The 17,358-nt window shown below is 54.2% G+C and carries 16 protein-coding genes and 1 tRNA gene; 11 read left to right on the top strand and 6 right to left on the bottom strand.

The genetic code is table 11. From position 1 onward, the window contains the following. The first annotated feature begins 95 nt into the window (after positions 1–95). Positions 96–1,214 carry a hypothetical protein gene (locus ACN0SY_RS09320; RefSeq protein ID WP_417686606.1) on the top strand — a complete coding sequence of 373 codons (1,119 nt, stop codon included), beginning with the start codon at positions 96–98 and terminating at the stop codon, positions 1,212–1,214. Between the two features lie 369 nt (positions 1,215–1,583). On the opposite strand, the gene ACN0SY_RS09315 is transcribed toward ACN0SY_RS09320, so the two are convergent. Further along, positions 1,584–2,417, bottom strand: a complete 834-nt coding sequence (locus tag ACN0SY_RS09315; RefSeq protein ID WP_417686604.1) for a hypothetical protein — start codon at positions 2,415–2,417, stop codon at positions 1,584–1,586. Between the two features lie 95 nt (positions 2,418–2,512). Here ACN0SY_RS09315 and ACN0SY_RS09310 point away from each other — a divergent pair, with 95 nt between their 5' ends. Continuing rightward, positions 2,513–2,809, top strand: a complete 297-nt coding sequence (locus tag ACN0SY_RS09310) for a hypothetical protein (RefSeq protein WP_417686602.1) — start codon at positions 2,513–2,515, stop codon at positions 2,807–2,809. 264 nt (positions 2,810–3,073) lie between these two features. Beyond that, on the top strand, positions 3,074–3,274 hold the full coding sequence (locus ACN0SY_RS09305) for a hypothetical protein (RefSeq protein WP_417686600.1): 201 nt from the start codon (positions 3,074–3,076) through the stop codon (positions 3,272–3,274). A 16-nt stretch (positions 3,275–3,290) separates the two neighbouring features. On the opposite strand, the gene ACN0SY_RS09300 is transcribed toward ACN0SY_RS09305, so the two are convergent. Continuing rightward, positions 3,291–4,538, bottom strand: coding sequence for an abortive infection family protein (locus ACN0SY_RS09300; RefSeq protein ID WP_417686598.1), 1,248 nt, complete (start codon positions 4,536–4,538; stop codon positions 3,291–3,293). 77 nt (positions 4,539–4,615) lie between these two features. Further along, a complete protein-coding gene (locus ACN0SY_RS09295) occupies positions 4,616–6,076 on the bottom strand; it encodes a hypothetical protein (protein WP_417686596.1) in 1,461 nt (486 codons plus the stop codon). A gap of 259 nt (positions 6,077–6,335) precedes the next feature. On the opposite strand from ACN0SY_RS09295, the gene ACN0SY_RS09290 reads away from it, so the two are divergent. Further along, positions 6,336–7,007: a hypothetical protein gene (locus ACN0SY_RS09290; RefSeq protein WP_417686594.1), complete on the top strand. Its 672-nt coding sequence runs from the start codon at positions 6,336–6,338 to the stop codon at positions 7,005–7,007. 173 nt (positions 7,008–7,180) lie between these two features. Here the strand turns inward: ACN0SY_RS09290 and ACN0SY_RS09285 are convergent. The 3 genes from ACN0SY_RS09285 to mnmA form a co-directional block, all read right to left on the bottom strand. Beyond that, a tRNA-Met gene (locus ACN0SY_RS09285) sits at positions 7,181–7,257 on the bottom strand. A 373-nt stretch (positions 7,258–7,630) separates the two neighbouring features. Continuing rightward, entirely contained in the window at positions 7,631–8,341 is a 711-nt protein-coding gene (locus tag ACN0SY_RS09280) for a class I SAM-dependent methyltransferase (protein WP_417686593.1), read from the bottom strand. Continuing rightward, positions 8,338–9,516 (bottom strand): tRNA 2-thiouridine(34) synthase MnmA, encoded by a 1,179-nt coding sequence (mnmA, locus tag ACN0SY_RS09275; RefSeq protein ID WP_417687200.1) that lies wholly within the window; start codon positions 9,514–9,516, stop codon positions 8,338–8,340. The genes ACN0SY_RS09280 and mnmA overlap by 4 nt, the downstream gene beginning before the upstream one ends. Before the next feature lie 321 nt (positions 9,517–9,837). Here mnmA and ACN0SY_RS09270 point away from each other — a divergent pair, with 321 nt between their 5' ends. The 7 genes from ACN0SY_RS09270 (at position 9,838) to fliN (ending at position 17,345) form a co-directional block, all read left to right on the top strand. Continuing rightward, positions 9,838–11,949 carry a flagellar hook-length control protein FliK gene (locus ACN0SY_RS09270; protein WP_417686591.1) on the top strand — a complete coding sequence of 704 codons (2,112 nt, stop codon included), beginning with the start codon at positions 9,838–9,840 and terminating at the stop codon, positions 11,947–11,949. Between the two features lie 48 nt (positions 11,950–11,997). Next, positions 11,998–12,657: a flagellar hook assembly protein FlgD gene (locus ACN0SY_RS09265; RefSeq protein ID WP_417686589.1), complete on the top strand. Its 660-nt coding sequence runs from the start codon at positions 11,998–12,000 to the stop codon at positions 12,655–12,657. Between the two features lie 295 nt (positions 12,658–12,952). Further along, positions 12,953–13,228 carry a DUF1153 domain-containing protein gene (locus tag ACN0SY_RS09260; RefSeq protein WP_008194991.1) on the top strand — a complete coding sequence of 92 codons (276 nt, stop codon included), beginning with the start codon at positions 12,953–12,955 and terminating at the stop codon, positions 13,226–13,228. Positions 13,229–13,604: 376 nt separating this feature from the next. After that, positions 13,605–15,221, top strand: coding sequence for a flagellar basal-body MS-ring/collar protein FliF (gene fliF, locus ACN0SY_RS09255; protein ID WP_417686588.1), 1,617 nt, complete (start codon positions 13,605–13,607; stop codon positions 15,219–15,221). A 2-nt stretch (positions 15,222–15,223) separates the two neighbouring features. Continuing rightward, complete coding sequence (fliG, locus tag ACN0SY_RS09250; protein ID WP_417686586.1) at positions 15,224–16,273, top strand: flagellar motor switch protein FliG; 1,050 nt, start codon at positions 15,224–15,226, stop codon at positions 16,271–16,273. Beyond that, positions 16,273–17,010 carry a FliH/SctL family protein gene (locus ACN0SY_RS09245; RefSeq protein ID WP_417686584.1) on the top strand — a complete coding sequence of 246 codons (738 nt, stop codon included), beginning with the start codon at positions 16,273–16,275 and terminating at the stop codon, positions 17,008–17,010. Before fliG ends, ACN0SY_RS09245 begins: the two co-directional genes overlap by 1 nt. After that, the gene (gene fliN / locus ACN0SY_RS09240; RefSeq protein WP_417686582.1) at positions 17,007–17,345 is read left to right on the top strand and encodes a flagellar motor switch protein FliN; all 339 of its coding nucleotides are present in this window, start codon (positions 17,007–17,009) and stop codon (positions 17,343–17,345) included. Before ACN0SY_RS09245 ends, fliN begins: the two co-directional genes overlap by 4 nt. Positions 17,346–17,358: the final 13 nt, after the last annotated feature.

The following is a 17,358-nucleotide window of genomic DNA, read 5'->3' as shown; positions in this document are numbered from 1 at the left end:
CTCTATAACAGCGGGTAGCTGCATGTATCGGTTGATGCCGTTACAACAATCCGATTAGGCTAGATAATATAGCATTCGAGTGGGCTAAATTGGTCATGGAAGATCTTATTTCTCGCGTACAAACACGATTGAGAGAGGGGGCATATCCCAACGAGGCTGCTATTTCATTCAGTGTCGTGATGCCAATACTCCGTGCTCTTGGGTGGGATGACAGCGATCCTGAGCAAGTAATGCCAGAGTATTCAAGTGGCGGCCGGCGTGTAGATTTTGCTCTGTGTTGTGCTGGACGCAGGCCGAGCCTATTCATCGAGGTGAAAGGGGTGGGAAGGGCTGTAGATGGAGATAGACAGCTTTTTGAATATGCCTTTCATGAAGGAATACCGCTTTGCCTTTTAACGGATGGCCGCGATTGGAGCTTTTACCTTCCTAGTGGGCAAGGGAGCTATGACGAGCGACGTGTATATCGGCTTCAGTTAATCGAGCGGCCCCCATCAGAATGCGCTCGTATTTTGGAACGATATTTGAAATTTGGACGCGTAAAGTCTGGTGATGCATTTGAGGATGCGATGCGCGACTATCGCGATATTGCCTCAAGAAGAGAGGCCGCGCGTAGTCTGCCGAATGCATGGGCTGCACTCGTCAATCAGCCGGAAGATTTATTGGTTGATCTGCTGGCGGAACAGACGGAAGCGATCTCAGGATTTCGGCCAACCAGTGCTGAGGTTGTCCGCTTTCTGCGTGCGTTGAAGCTATCCGAAGACACAAACACCGTTCCAAATGCATTGAGATTGACGAAACCATCTACGTCGCCGGCCGTCGGAATTGACAAAGATAAACAACGGGATGCTGCTCATCCCATTTCAGTCGGGCGTGCGATAGAGTTTGAGATATTCGGATCAAGACAGACGGCGCCTAATGCGTCTGCTGCTCTTATCGAAATCATGCGTGCGATAGCAGCTCGTTATCCAGCAAAAATGGATGCAATTTCAAAAGCTGCACGAGGCACTAGTCGAAATCATATTGCTGCCAGCCCCGAAGAAATCTATCCGTCGCGACCCGATCTAGCGCGTGCAGCTGAGATAGCGCCCGGATGGCTGATAGGATTGAACATAGCGAACCGTGAAAAGATGCGCATTATTCGGGAAACATGTAAAGTTGTGGGGCTCAGCTTCGATCATGACGTGAGAATAGCGATGCCGAATGCTGATGCATAATGTCGACACGCCGGATAATTAGTCAGCCTGGCAGAAGCCCCAGAAAGGTGAATTACCCGATCTAATCAATGCATCCAATTTTGCCCTCAACTGTGGCAGCCTATTCTAGGTGACGACGGGGTATAGAAGGGATGTTTTAGGACTTCTCTGAGAACGACCAGCACCTTCCGTGGGCAGAGTAGCGCGCGCGATGGCCAAGCGCACAAACGAGCCAGCGCTGGGCTTTGGAGTTCTGTAGGGTATGCATCCTCCGGAAATGCTACAAACGGCGTTGCTGGTGAATTGTAATGCTGCCGCGCGCAAATGTCCGTGTAGAGTGCAGGTTAGTGGCAGGTCGTACTGACAGTTCTGTTTGAACCCTCGGCCAGTTCATACTCTAAACCAGCGAACGATTTGGTCCTTTGTCCCTTCGCTTAGCTGGTTCCTTATAAAAGTGTTCATTCTCGCAGGATCCGGAGAGGTCCGCGTCGCATCCTCTCTTATGTCCCATGAGTCAAAATCAGTTGGATCACCGGCGATTATTAACCCGATACCGTGGCGGCTTGCCTCTTCAATAATTTCCGACAAAGTCGAGCTTTCTAATTGTTCCAGCAAATCGTCGGGCACATACACAAGCAGATAAGAGCGTGTCGCAGATCTGCGATGAGCCAACGCTTCGTATACTGCGGTAACATTTAGACCGCGGTAGTGCTTGATCTCGAATGTGACGATATCGAAATGCCGTCCAGGAACGAATGTATAAGACGTCATCGCGGCGACGGTAATATCAGGTCTTGTCCAGATTCCATCTGCACGCCTTCCACCGCGATCAGTCTTCTCAACTAAAACCTGATCGAATGGCTGATCGAGTGTCCACCGGTCCCGAATGACAACAAGCATCGGGTCATAAAGGCTAGCTTCATCTGGATAAGGTTGATGAGCCTCGACGGCTGCAATGGCTTCAATCGGTTCAGCGGGTTCCGCGAGTACCGCTGCCTGTTCAACCGGTGTTCTTCGCACGCTGCCGCCTTTACCTTTGCCGACGGTCAAGGTGCCTGTATCGAGCAGTCGCTTCCTGACGGCTAAGTAAATGTTGCTATCCCATTTTAAGATTTCATCACGCAGGCGCTTGTTTCCGATACTCGACCCATCGTCCGGCACAGCTTCCAGAAAGGCATTTTCCAAATTCGTAATTTCTTGATGGCTTTTCCCGGTCAACGGCATTGGAAATACCTCCTACTAATACCCTGAAGATAAGCCAGCCTGCCAAGTCAAAAATGGTGCGTCAATCGCAAAAGAAATCTGAGGTTGTGTGTTCGGTGGCACAGGTTGCCCTGTCATCTTTGTATCAAGGCAAGATGCAAGCATCGTGTTTTGTGTTCCGTTCGGTTCGCTACCGAACGCTGATCGTTCAAAGCCTGCCGACGGCGCAGCTCAAGTCGGACCCTTCGCCAAACCCCTTGCTTGAAGATTTCCGAATAGCGCCATGCGCGGTCTTCCTCAATGAAAGCCATTTCCTCGGCCCGGTCGCCGTGCCGAGCGACGAGGACATCAGCAAGCCTCGAACCTTATTCCGGTCGGCAAAAAAGGGCGAACGATCCGGTTCCATTCGCTGACCGCGCCTGCGCTCAGGAAAACCACAGCCATGATGGTGAGGGAGGGGTGGTTTTTGATGAAGGTCAGGATCGTATCCATGTAGCCAGAATCTGTTTGTAGCGAACACAACACATCGTAAGAAGGCGCCGGCTACACGTCAGGAACATTCTGTTTTTATAGGAGGGCCATCAAGAACGCGCGCTCGCTGATCTGGGATTTTCCCTGACAAGGCCGTTGTGGTCGTCTTATTGGATAGATCGTCTTGAAACCGAAGGAGACGATCAATGACTGACATCATCACCCTCAAGCAGCTCTGCGCCGAATTAAAACTCGATCCGCACGAAGCCCGCGAAAAGCTAAGGGCAGCCGCCCGCGATCCGAAGAAACACCCCGAACTAGCGAAGCTTCACAAGCCCCGCGCGCCGTGGAGCTGGGTAAAAGGATCGGCTGGAGAGAAGGAGGCGAGGTCGGTTTTGTCTAAATAGCTGTTGAATGAAGTTTTCAGTCTTCGCCGTCCGTCTGCTTTCGGTATGTCGCAGTGATAAAATCGATAAATGCTACGGCAGTGCCTACGGCCAGACGGGCGTGCCTTGGCTGAAGACCCCGATATTTGCCATCTCGGCCATGACCGGATCCATACAAACCCCGAAGCTCTGCAAGATATTGAGTGAGTGCAGAGAGATTGCGGAGGATCAGTTTTATCGTTTCTGCGCCTTTAGCCTGATCAGAGATTCCATCAGGAACTAGTCGAAGCTCTGTTGTCACCATTTTTGTTAACTTTGGTAGGTCTGCGGACTTAGGCGGTGTGATATTTCTACGTTCCAAAATACTCTTGCAGCAACTTTCAACTAGATCCTTTGCGGTGCCTATTGCAAGCGCTGGATCGGTCTCAATTGCATTCTCAACCCGTTCAATTTCCTTGTGCATCCAGCTCGCATCGAGTGCGTCTGCTACAGTCCGGGCTCTGGAAACTGATCGGCCTCCGGAGTGCCGGATTTGACGAGGCTCAAAGCGAGGACGACCCGCAATCTTTTCCACCTCGACCAACTCCCAGCCTTCTCGGCGAAGTTGATCATTGAACTGACTGACGAGTTTTAGCGTTTCATTTCTATCTGGTCGAACCACCGGGTGAACAACTTCGCACAGGAACCGTAGAAAGGTATCGGATGGGCCCGAAATCAGATTGAAACGGCGATCCCCATAAATCCAATCGTCGTCCCAATCAAAGTTGTTTATGCGATGCTGCCATATATCTCTGGAAGCCGTTTCAAAGCGGCCGTCGTGAGAGGGCATGGCCTCTAGATCAAATATCCGCGCAAGGAATTCGACGTCATCTAGGCGTCCATTCCACTGAATCTGATCGATCTTCAAGCCATCAATAATGTTCCGACGGGTGACTGCCGAGATCTGATCTTGCTGTTCACGCCATTCCGGTTCAATCGATGTTTTTGGTGCTAAAACCACACTAAACCAATCGTCTGTAAATTGCTCTACAATAGGTTTTAGGCGCTTTTCAATCTGTTCTTGGATTACTTCACGTTCACTTCCCAACTGAGCATATGTTTCTGGTTCAATATTCAGGTAGATCGTCCAAATCCTCGTGCCGCCATTCCAATTGTCGAAGCCAGTCTCATCAACAGAGATTTCGGCCGATTTTAATAGTTTTGCGGCCTCAAACATGCCTTCTGCCACAAGCATTCGAGCCGTTGTGGCAAGATATATTTCTGGTCTTTCTTCAAGGCGTTTCATTGTTGTCTCGAAATTATTATTGGAAATTACATATTTGTTTCATATGGGATTATTCTCGGTCGATTCCACGATCGCAGCTATACTTCATCGCTTTGATCATCAATTATTTTCATGATCATCGTGTAAGATGAAAGAACTTGGTGTTCAGGGCCAAATGAATATAGGTCGCCATCGATAAACTGATGTTGTGCAACGCCTGCGAACCATTCCGGTGGAACTGGGAGTTTTGCGTTCGGGTTATGAAATACCTGAAGTTCATCAGACCAATATTCCGTATATGAATCATCTAGCACATTCGCAAAAAATGGTAGGCCAGTCGCGGCGTTTGGGTCAGGGTTAAGTTTAATGCCAAACCTCTGATATTCATGTTGTGCAGCCGGGAATCCTGCCACGACCCCCATCCTGTCGAACTTGGATATCGTACCTGCGTTGGAAAAAAGAACCGCTGAAATGTTTTCAGCACCGGGTAGATCGAAGAAACCGGATGGAGCTTCCTTGTCTCTGTACTTATGTGACGCAATTTTGCTCGATGTCAGAATGAGTTGTCCTTCAATCCATTCCCAAGCAACCCTGGTTCCATATAAATACTGCCAAATTGCTGATTGAGTATACGTCATCGATCCCAGCTCATCTGTAGTCGCTGGTTTATGAAAATCTGCGATTGCCAAAAGAAACGGAAGGCCTTTGTTGCCATCCCTTTCCCAATAATGTTGCCCCGTCTTGTTTGTTTTATTGAGCTTACTCACCAGAGCCGAGCCATATTTCAATGGCATGTAGTTTTCTAAGAAGTCACGAGTTTCTTCTTGAGTATTCGGATTAGGGTGTTCAGCAAGGGGCCCCATTGTAGACGGCGCAGCGGTTGTCGCTTCAATTGTGAAATTCACTCCCGGAGCTTTGCAGCGAAAATCCGGGGCCTCAAGTTGTTCTACGTCAAATCCGAGCTCACGTAGGGCCGCCCAAAGATAAAGTTCCCAAAGGCGCTGATCAAACTGGTTTTGTTGAAACTCTTGTACGGAATGTGGATCAGCCGGGGCAAGCCAAGGGCCGATTTCACGGACAACAGCTCTGGCGGGCTCTCTCCCGGGGCGTTCTAAAAGCTCCAGGAAATAGGGGTGCAATTTCGATCTGTCTACGCCGTCTGCAACGCTTAGCAAATCCGTAGGTGCATTGGGTTCATCACCTTGGACTCCAAGTTCTCTGATATTCTCGGTCTCTAAGGTCAAACCTATTGATTTGCGAAGACCTACAGTAGCGTATGCCTCGCTTGGAAGGCTTGCTTCGAGCTTCACGCATCTAAAACGTCCCACGCGATCACGGGCCAGCATGATCCAGCCGAAGTCATTGTCGGTGGTGTCACGAAACACGAACCCTATAAGTTGTTCTTCTTGATCGCTCCACCAAGATAGTTCTTCAGCCATATAGCGGGCTAGAGATTGGCGTGTGCCAAGTGCATAAAGGTCGAAGCGCGTTTGTTTGATTGGCTTGGAAAGCTGAATCAATCTCGCCAAGACTGCGCGCTTACGTTTCGCTTCCCCCATCGTCCACTCATCCGCGATTTTGGCTTAAATCAAGGTTTGTATTAGTTGATTTTGGTCTCTGTATGCAACTTATGAATGCATTTCTTTTTAGCTTACTTAGGCTTAGGTGCTGTGGTGCCCCAGCTCGCTACGAGAGGTTTTTTCAGTAAGAGCAGACATAGGTGGGGCTTTCGAACTGCCCTCTAGACTATCTGCTCACGTGAGTTTTAGATTGTTCTCGGTCCGATGAACAACTCAATGAATAAGCTTGGGATGCAAAATGCAGTTGGATACCGGGAATTATAGAGTAAAAATGGACAGTCGTTGGGAACTTGAGGATTTGTACAAGTTTCCTCGCGCGTTTGAGCAGGCGTACTTTGCATATTATTCACTATTATTTTTTGATGATGATTTTACAAATGAGAGGTTGGCGTATGCATATTCATCGTACCCTTGGCGGGGTGGCTATAGTGCCGTAAATTTTTATAATCAGCTCAAATACTCAATGCCGAAGCCTCAGCGGCCTACGATTACTTCTATTAGTTACGCTTCTCCCGGCTGGATAGATCTCAACCTTATTCAAGAAGTAGCCATCAATGTTGGGATCGTCGTAGGAAGCGTCTGTGGGTCTATTCGTCTGATAAATGGGACGTACAATTCAATTTATAAAGGAATGCAAGACCGAAAGCTGACGCAGTTGAAGATTGAAAAAGAAGAGTTCTCACTGGCAAAAGAAAATTTTGCATTTTTGCGAAAAGCTAATATTGAAATGGGAGGAATTTTAAATTTCACCGATATTGATGCACTTAATACAAGAACTGGTAATGAACTAAGAACCTTGAAAATTCTTTTATCCATTTATCGCCGAATTAGAACCCTCGCCCAATTCCGACAGGATGGCAAAGCGAGATTGCCAGAAAGTATTGAGGAGCATTTGGGGCGGGATCAGTAGAACAATGGCGAGTGAAGGATGAATGTGAAGGGCTTGCCAAGTTAGCCAATCCGCCCCATTCCATCGCATTCAAGCGCACGCATTTGTCACCCAGAATGCAACCCCGGGCGTTCCGCGAGCAGATGTGCTCGTGGAGTTCGAGATCTAACTAATTAAATTTTCGAGGAAAAATTTGGTAGCGGAGGAGGGACTCGAACCCCCGACACGCGGATTATGATTCCGCTGCTCTAACCGGCTGAGCTACTCCGCCATCCGTTGCTGCAAGCGCTTGGCTGCAGCGAATGTGGGGTGCTTATAGTGAGGAGCGGGACGAGCTGTCAAGCGGCCACGTGCTGCAGACATGTGGAATTTCTCTCAATACCGGAAAACCCGGGCCGCACTGTGGAAATGCGCGGGCAAGTGCTGGTGCTTCCGAACTGTTTCATGCTGACAAAGCGCTCTTTGCGTCCCGTGTCAGGGGGGGCGATCATGGTGTGAACGGTGCGTTCCTCTTCTGGCAGGCACGGAACTGGTGCCTATGTCACTGGTATGCACATTGGCGGTCTTAAGCTCTCTGGACGCGCTTGCCGCCCACTCGTCTCCCAGGGTTCCATCCACCGTTTCAGGATGGTCTTGGCAGATGTCTATGCCGTCTGCTTGCGGAATTTCAGAAGCGTGAAAAGGCTGAGAGGCGGAAGGGTCTGCGCGAATTCGACCTGCATCGAAGTGTGGCCAAGGACCCTGGAAATGGGAAACTCAGGGTTCCAGCCAAGGCGATCGGCAAAGCGTTTCAGACCCTTTTCGACCATGGCGCGGAACCCGGTGTCTGCGGAGAAATGGTTCACCAGGATCACCGTGCCGCCTGGCCTCGTGACCCTTTCGAGTTCCCGCATGACCTTTACCGGGTCGGGGACCACGGTCATCACGTACATGGCGACCACGACATCGAAATGATTGTCGGGATAATCAAGATCACCGGCGTCCATCGCAACGAGTTCGCTGATATTGGCAAGGTGGGCGGTGCGTTTGCGGGCCTTGCGCAACATGTCTTCCGAAAGATCGATGCCGGTCACGGTCAGGTGGGAAGAATAGTGCGGCAAGGACATTCCGGTCCCCACTCCCGCTTCCAGCACCTTGCCTTCAAGGGCATTGATATGTCTGACAGCCGCTGCCCGTCCCCAGTAGAGCGGCGCGCGGAACACGATATCGTAGATCGGCGCCCAGCGAGCATAGGCGGCGCGAACCGCGTCGTCATCGAGGCGCCGGACGACCGGCACAGTTCCCGAACGCATGAGGCCTTGGACCTTTTGCCGTATCTGGCGGAGGCGGTCGGGAAGTGTGTCGCTGCGGCTCATAGGATCTCGGCTTTTTCCCTGGCGGGCTCAATAGATGGAACAGGTTCGCGCTCGGTGCGGTCAATCCATCCGCCTCCAAGAACGCGTGCCTCCGTGCTGTCACTATCAAAGAACACACATGCCTGCCCCGGAGCAACGCCGCGTTCACCGGATGTCAGCTCGACTGAAACGATGCCATTGGTATTGATGAGACGTGCTGGCGCGGGAGGGCGCGTTGAGCGGACTTTTGCAAAGATTTCCAGAGATGCACCTTCGTCGAGAGGAAGGTCGCCGATCCAGTTGACCTCGCGCAGGATCACCTTGCGCGTTGCAAGCGCTTCGCGCGGGCCGACAACGACGTGTTTCTGGTCCGGGTCGAGGCGGACGACGTAAAGCGGCTCGCCCGTTGCGACGCCAAGGCCGCGACGCTGTCCGATCGTGTAATGAATGATGCCTTCGTGCCGTCCGAGGATACGGCCATCGAGATGAACGATATCTCCGGGTTCGGCGGCATTGGGCCTCAGCTTCTTGATCACCTCTGCATAGTCGCCATTGGGAACGAAGCAGATGTCCTGGCTGTCGGGCTTGTTGGCGACACTCAGGCCGTACTGCGCGGCGAGCTCACGCACTTTCGTCTTTGGCATGGCGCCGAGCGGAAAGCGGATGTAATCGAGCTGCTCCTGGGTCGTTGCGAACAGGAAGTAACTCTGGTCCCGGTCCTGATCTGCAGGCCTGAAAAGGCCACGCTTGTTTCCGACCGGCTCGGAGCGCACGTAGTGACCCGTGGCCAGGACGTCGGCACCAAGATCCTTTGCCGTCTTGAGCAAGTCCTGGAACTTGACAGTCTGATTGCAGGAAACGCAAGGGATCGGCGTCTCGCCCGCCATGTAGCTGTCGGCAAATCGATCCATCACGGCTTCCTTGAACCGGCTTTCATAGTCCAGAACGTAGTGCGGAATACCGATTTTCTCGGCCGCTCGCCGAGCATCGTGGATATCGACGCCTGCGCAGCATGACTTTGCCTTGGAGACCATTGCCCCATGATCATAGAGCTGCAGCGTCACGCCTATTACTTCGTAGCCCTGGTCATGCAGCAGGGCGGCGACGACAGAACTGTCGACACCTCCGGACATTGCAACCACAACCCGGGTGTCTTCCGGGCGCCCGGGCAGGCCGAGACTGTTGAGCATTGGCATTTGCACCTTGATTGCCCTCATCGGCATGAACCGGCTGCCCGGCGACCATGTGTCATGGTCCGGCGGTGCCTTGGTATCTCCAGGATGAGCGCTTGTTTCAATTTGGCCGCACTATACAGAAGTGGGGTCCGCAAGCCAATTGTGCCAGACGTTTGGTGGGCAAGCATTGCCGTGTGGGAAAAGGATTCCGGCAGGAGCTGCCATTCGGTTTAGTTCGATAGTTCTAAGTATCTGAATTATATACGTAAAATAATTATTCAGAGTTGGCGTGCCAATTGCAGATGAAGATGGGCCGCAAATGTGGCTTGTCGAAAAAATGCAATGGGGGCGATTTTGCTGCCAGTTGGAATGCTCTCGGATGTCTCTGCTGTCGCCATTTCGGCGGCCAGTGCCACTGGTGTTGCCGGCGGTATGGCGCAGTCTGCTGATACCTTCCAGAAGTACCTGGATGCTGATGGCGGGGCCGGCGTTGCATTGTCAGAGAATACAGGCTCGCCGGCCGTTGGTGGTCAGGCGCGCACATGGCAGTTTTCGGCAGAGTCTCTGCGGCAAAAGGGTTCCGATGGTGCGGCGGTGTCCGTCTTGCCGGAGGAAGGGCTTGTTGAGGCAGCTACTGCCGAGTTTGGCGGAGCTTCGCTGTCGCCCGAGGTCAAGGCTCCGATTGGTGGTTTCGATCAGCCTGGGGAGCCAGATGCTGAAAATTCTGCCGGGTTGTCCGACGCGATTGCCGTTGTCGACGGTCCTGCCCTGGCGGCCTTGCAGTCTGCTCCGGTTTTCGGCGGTGCGGGCCCTGATGCGGATGTCGCAATCTCCGGCGGCTTCTCTGAGGCGCCTGTAGGCGTTTCAGGTGCCGAAGCAGGTAGGGGTGCCGCCGGACCAGTCGCTGCCGGGAGCGGTCGTGGCCCGGGCGGATCGGAAACGGGGCAGGCTTCTCCGGTGCAAGGCGCTTCGGGCGTTTCGGGTTCCATCGCCTCTCCTGCATTTCCAATCGGCTCTGTAGTAGAAACTGCCGGTGTCGATGAAACTCAGGCCTCAGCCGGTCTCAAGAGTGATGCTATTGCTTCTGCTGCGCAGGTCCTGAAGTCTGTTGAGCCTGCTGCAGCGGCCGTCGCTGACACTCAATTGCCTAAAGCTGCCGGCAGTGTCGGCTCGAACATGATAATCGAAGGTGGCGAGGCAGCGCTTGCCAGCGGTTCTCCGGTGCAGCAAGTTCCAGATGCGACTGGCAATGCCGCTCGTGAGGCACTCTCGCCCTTGGCTGGGAGAGGCGCCGAGGGTGCATCCGCTCCTCCGCGCTGGAAGACTGATCTTCCCGAACTTTCTCGCTCTGCCAAGATCGGGGCCGACAAGGTCGCAGGTCAAGTTGACGAGGTGAATGCTCGACCCGCGCCGGCTATTTCTTCGGCGGTCTCTGCGCAGGCCAATGTGAGCCTTGCCGAGGCTGCGCCTGTGAGTATGGGGCAGATTGGTCGTCCTGTTGGTTCTGATGTGGCGGAACCGGGCATCGATGCCGGTGAGCTGGTCGCATCACGAGCTGCGCCTTTGCAGGCGGCAAACTCTTCTAATGGACAGATCAGTCGGGCCGGTGTCGCAGGAGGGCAGTCTGCCGCTGCACCGCTCTCCGCTAGTGCTGATGTAACGACGTCTGGCGAGGACGCGATCGCTGGTGCCGTTGCGAAGCCGATGGATGCCGAGCCTGTGGTTAAGCCTGGGGCATTCGGCTCTACAACTGATCCTGGTGCAGTCGATGTCGAGGCTACGGTTGCGCGTGATACAGCACTGACAGGGCAGGTCAGTGGCGGTGCCTCGGCAAACGGTCAGCCGGCGGCTCCGGCAGGTGCTGCCATGTCGCTCGCCGCGGCTGTTGCGGCCCCTGAAGTCATGGAAGCTACCGATGTAGCCGCTGATGGTGACGTATCACTTCAGGTGGAAGCGCGGCCGGCCGGGCGAGTTGAGCTGACATCTTCCGACGCATCTGGGCAAGCGACCGCACAGGCGCGCAGCCATGCCAATGCTGCTGCCGGGCAGGTCGCCGCCGCCATCGCGCGCAACCTTCAGAATGGGCAGACCCGTTTCCAGATGCGCTTTGATCCACCGGAACTCGGTCGCGTCGATATCAACATGAAGGTTGCTGCAGATGGCAGCGTGCATGCGCACATGATCGTCGAGCGGCCTGAGACCCTGGACATGTTCCTCCGCGACCAGAGGGCGCTTGAGCGCGCCCTGGTTACTGCGGGGCTGAACGCGGAGTCCGAGAACTTGCAGTTTTCGCTCAAGCAGGATGGGGGGCAGCAGTCAGCCTTCTCTGGTCAGCAGGACAATCAGCAGCGAACTGCCGGCGGAGATAAATTCTCCGGTGATGAGGCGGATGTTGAAGTCGTAAGCGAAGTCTATCTGCGCACCAGCAATTCAGCGCTGGATATCAGGATCTGATCAATGTGCCATCGACGCTAGCGTCGATTTGGGCAAGGAGTTGAGAGTATGGTTGAAGTCACATCCACATCGTCAGCGAGTTCGAAGTCTGCGTCTCAGGTCGCGAGCACCAGTCTGATCGGCAACTACGATCTCTTCCTTTCACTGCTGACGACCCAGATCCAGAATCAGGATCCTCTCGATCCGCTCGACTCTGCGGAATACACGAACCAGCTGGTTCAATATTCCGCAGTCGAACAGTCGATCCAGACCAACGCATATCTGGAAGAGTTGGTTGCCGCGATGGAAAGCAGCCAGGCATCTTCCTATGTAAGCTACCTCGGGTCGAAGGTGACGGCATCCGGTGCAACGGCAATGTTGTCGGATGGAGAAGCTGCCTGGTCCTATTCGATCGCCGAAGAGGCCTCCGGCACCGTAGAAATCACGAATTCGTCCGGAGCGGTTGTCTACAGCGGCGACGTTACCTTGGCCAAGGGCAGTGGCACCTACACTTGGGACGGAGTGGGAGAGAGCGGCGCTGCCTCGCCGGAGGGAGCCTATACCGTCAAGTTCAAGCTGACGGACAATTCCGGCAATACGGAAAGCGTGACGACCAAGGTAAGCGGTGTCGTGGATCAGGTCGATCTGTCGACGGGCTCCGCATTCCTTCGCGTCGGGGATGTGAAGATCCCGGTTAGTTCGGTGACCAGTGTCACCAGTGTTGGTTAATCCGCCAAATTCGTGCTCCAGTTCAAGTTACTGGAGAATTTCGTCAATTGGCAATCGGTGCGTCGCAGGGTAACCAGTTCGTTAAAGCATTGCAGTATGCGAGGAGATTGGGCGCTAGTTAATGTTATGCGCTGCGGCCTTAATAATTGGGTCCGATTGATGCGCCTTTCATTAATTCATATTCACTAATTCGCGATTTTGTAGTTAATGAAACATGTATTCTTGCTTAGGTAAATTTTAAGCTCATGTGATTACTCTCATACTCAACCTTGGTCATGGTTAGTGTGAGAGTACAATGACCGAACAAATTCGTTCGCGTGTAAAATACGTCATCGGTCCGGACGGCAGTCCTTTGACAATTGCCGATCTGCCGCCGACCTCAACAAAGCGTTGGGTGATCCGCCGAAAGGCCGAAGTGGTCGCCGCTGTGCGCGGTGGGCTTCTGTCACTCGAGGAAGCCTGTCAGCGCTACACGTTGACGGTCGAAGAATTCCTTTCCTGGCAAAGCTCCATCGAAAAGCATGGACTGGCCGGCCTCAGGGCGACCCGGATACAGCAGTATAGAAACTGACCGGGAATCGCATCCGAGACATTTGAGAGCATCCCGATATGCGTCGGGGTGATTGAACGGGGCGGCCTTGAGCCGCCCTTTTTCGTGTTCCGCCGCTCAATCGGTGGAAGACCGCCATTCTACGCCGATGTGCCGTTTCGTAAGCCAGAGTTTTGATGTTCAATTGGTTAACGTGGTCGGCAGTTTTTCCCCATCTGAGTTGCAGAATGCATAAATGAAAATGGCAAGAAACCGCCGTTTGCGTTAATTCGAATTCATGCTGTTAACCACTTGTTAACCTTCTGGGCGGCAGATTTTGCCTATCGGTTAACGAAGTCGTTTCCGACACGGATCCCTTTCGGATCTGAAGTGGGGCAAGAGACGCGGGCGGGCTCAAGTGAACGGACTTGTCGAATTTATCAGGACACTGGGTCCGACCAGAGTTGCTGCCATGGGTGCCGTGGCCGCGATCCTGATCGGGGTGTTTGCATTCATCATCTTCCGTGTTACCGCGCCGCAGATGACCCAGCTCTATTCGGATCTTACACTCGAAGATTCAGGAGCGATCGTTAATCAGCTGGAGTCCCTTGGCGTTCCCTACGAGCTGAAGCGCGACGGCAGCACTGTCCTGGTGCCCGGAGACCAGGTCGCCCGCCTGCGGATGCGGCTGGCTGAAGACGGTCTGCCGACGGGCGGTTCCATCGGCTACGAGATCTTCGACCGGACCGATACGCTTGGTGCCACGAGTTTCGTTCAGAACATCAACAAGCTTCGCGCCATCGAGGGCGAGCTTGCCAGAACGATTTCATCCATCGACCGCATCAACTCCGCACGCGTCCATCTTGTCATCCCAGAACGTGAACTGTTCCAGCGCGATCGCAGGCCGCCTTCTGCATCAATCGTGCTGAAGGTGCGCGGGTCGCTCGGCCCAAGCGAAATTCGCGGCGTTCAGCATCTTGTCGCCACTGCCGTCGATGGTCTTGATCCGGACAGGGTTTCGATTGTCGACGAAACCGGCCGCTTGCTTGTATCGGGGGCGTCGACTGGTGAGGACGGTGTTCTGTCGGCTTCCTTGCAGGAACGCGTCGTCGCAATCGAGTCGCGCCTTCGCAACCAGATCGAGGAAATTCTCAGTAGCGTCGTCGGTCCTGGCCGCGCTCGCGTTCGTGTTGCTGCCGAGGTCGACTTTAACCGTACCACGGAGACCATTGAGACCTTTGATCCTGAAGGGCAGGTGGTGCGTTCCACCCAGACCAAGGAAGAGGCTTCTTCCAGCGTAACCAACCAAAACGAGGTCACCGTCGGCAACCAGTTGCCGAATGCGGATGGTGCCGATGGGCAGAGCGGTGACCGTGATGATTCCAGCCTGACGGAAGAAATCGTCAACTACGAGATCTCGAAGTCCACCAAGACTGAAATCGTCGAGGCTGGCAGGATCAAGCGTTTGTCGGTTGCCGTTCTGGTTGATGGGCTTTACCAGCCTGACGGCGACGGCAAGGTTACATATGCTCCGCGGACCCAGGAAACGCTTGACCGTATCGCTGTCCTCGTGCGTTCCGCGGTCGGCTTCGACCAAGGGCGGGGTGACGTTGTCGAGGTTGTCAATCTGCAGTTCGCCTTGCCGCCGGAAGAAGATCTTTCCGCAGAAGGCGACGGCCTTTTCCAGTTTACCCGCGAAGACATCATGCGCTTTGCCGAACTTGGTGTTCTTCTGCTGATCTCCCTGCTCCTGCTGCTCTTCGTGGTCCGTCCGCTGCTGCGCCGCATCGTAACTCCGGAGGAAAAGGCACCTCAGGAGTTGGTGATCGGGCCTGACGGCATGCTGGTGGCCGAGACAGAAGTGCCTGCCGATGCTTCCGACGACGAGGACGAGTTCCGTATCGAATGGCTTGAGGAAGCGAAGGCACAGGGCGCAATGCAGGCGAGCTCGATTGCCAAGGTTGGTGAGATGATCAGCGAATATCCGTCAGAGGCCGTTACAATCGTTCGCGGCTGGCTTGATGAGGCGGCATAGCGATGGCGGGTGATGCGCTTCAAAAACAGCTGACGGTCTCTGCGGACCAGGAAGAGCGCGAGCTTAAGGGAGCAGAGCGGGCAGCCGTTCTGCTGCTTGCCCTTGGTGAGCAGCATGGCAAGCCGATCTGGGACAAGCTGGACGAAATTGAAGTTCGCCAGGTCTCGGCGGCGATGGCCAACCTGGGGCCAGTCACGCCGACCATGCTGGAAGCGCTATTTGTGGATTTTGTTCGCAAGATCACCTCCAAGGGCGCGTTGACAGGGAACGTTGATGCGACCGAGAGGTTGCTTGCATCCTTCCTGCCGGGCGACCGTGTCAATATCATCATGGAAGAAATTCGTGGTCCGGCCGGCCGCAACATGTGGGAGAAGCTGTCGAACGTTCAGGAGAACGTTCTGGCGAACTATCTCAAGAACGAATATCCGCAGACGGTCGCAGTCGTGCTCTCCAAGATCAATTCCGATCACGCAGCGCGCGTGCTTGGAATTTTGCCCGAAGAGCTCGCGCTGGAGGTCGTCAGCCGCATGCTGCGCATGGACGCGGTGCAGAAGGAAGTTCTGGAGAAGGTCGAGCAGACGCTTCGCGTGGAGTTCATGTCAAATCTGACGAATACCTCCCGCCGCGACAGTCATGAGATGATGGCGGACATCTTCAACAATTTCGACCGCCAGACTGAGGCGCGGTTTCTGGCTGCCCTGGAAGAGGAAAACCGCGAAGCGGCAGATCGCATCAAGACGCTGATGTTCACTTTCGACGACCTGATGAAGCTGGATGCGGCGAGCTGTCAAACGCTCTTGCGCAATGTCGAGAAGGATCGCTTGGCGATCGCGCTCAAGGGGTCGACCGACGCTGCGCGCGACTTCTTCTTCGGCAACATGTCATCTCGTGCGGCAAAGCTCTTGCAGGACGACATGGAGGCCCTGGGTCCTGTCCGGTTGCGCGACGTGGATGAAGCTCAGACCGGCATGGTCAACACCGCCAAGGATCTCGCGGCCAAGGGCGAAATCATGATCTCCAAGTCCAAGAGTGATGACGAGATTATCTACTGATGATGCAGGAACACACACTCTCCAAAGCTAAAGGCACTATGCGGAACCCGTCAAAATTCCTGTTCAATATGGATTTCTCCGAGCCCGAGGAGCCTGAAGTAGAGGCGCCGGTCGAGCCGGAAATCCCGATGATGCCGGTGTCCGAGCATGAGGCCTTGCTTGCGGCAGCTAAAAAGGCCGCCTTTGAAGAGGGGCGCGCTGAAGCGTTGAAAGACCTGCAGGGAACGCAGGAAAAGCTGCTGACTGACGAGGTGCAGCGACTTGCCGGAGCAGTCGGACATGTCCTCGAGCAACTGGATGAGGAACGTTCGGACCAGGAGAAGGATGCCATCAGTCTGGCCTTTCTCGTTGCGCGCCGGCTTTGCGCACATCTCCTGGCACGTCAGCCGCTGGCAGAAACCGTTGCGTTGGTTTCGGAATGCCTCGGGCCATTGCGCCGTGCTCCGCACCTGGTGATCCGGATTGCCGCCAAGGACGTCGAGGCACTTAAAAAGCGGATCGACCCGATCGTGCATGAAAAAGGCTTCGAGGGACGCCTGGTCATCCTTGGCGAGCCGGACATAGCGCGTGGGGATTGCCGCATAGAATGGGCGGATGGCGGCATACTCAGGGATCGCAAAGCGCTCGAGCAACGGATCGACGCGAGCATTCGCACATATCTGCAGGTTCGATCGAACAAATCGGCGACCGTGCCGACTGCCGCTACGGAAACGCCTTCAAAGGAAGCTGAAGAATGAGCAACGAGGAAGACGCAGGTATTCCGCTTGACGAACTGGAGGCTCCTTCCCGCAAGGATGTTGAGGGCCATGAAACACATGGGCCGCAGTCCGCTGCGGATCTGGAAGCGGTCTTCGATGTTCCGGTGCGGATCTCCGCCGTGCTCGGTCACTCGAAGATGCATGTGGCCGAACTCCTGAAACTTGCTTCAGGCACGGTGCTGGAGCTCGATCGCAAGGTCGGTGAAGCAATTGATATTTATGTCAATGACAGACTGGTTGCCCGTGGGGAAGTCGTTCTGGTCGAGGACAAGCTCGGTGTCACGATGACTGAAATCATCAAGACTGACCGCTAATAACAGGAAACGG

The organism is Roseibium sp. (assembly GCF_048261595.1).
In the GTDB taxonomy this organism is placed as follows: Bacteria; Pseudomonadota; Alphaproteobacteria; order Rhizobiales; family Stappiaceae; genus Roseibium.
Note: the sequence above shows the minus strand (reverse complement) of the source record. Positions and strands in the feature narration are given on the sequence as shown.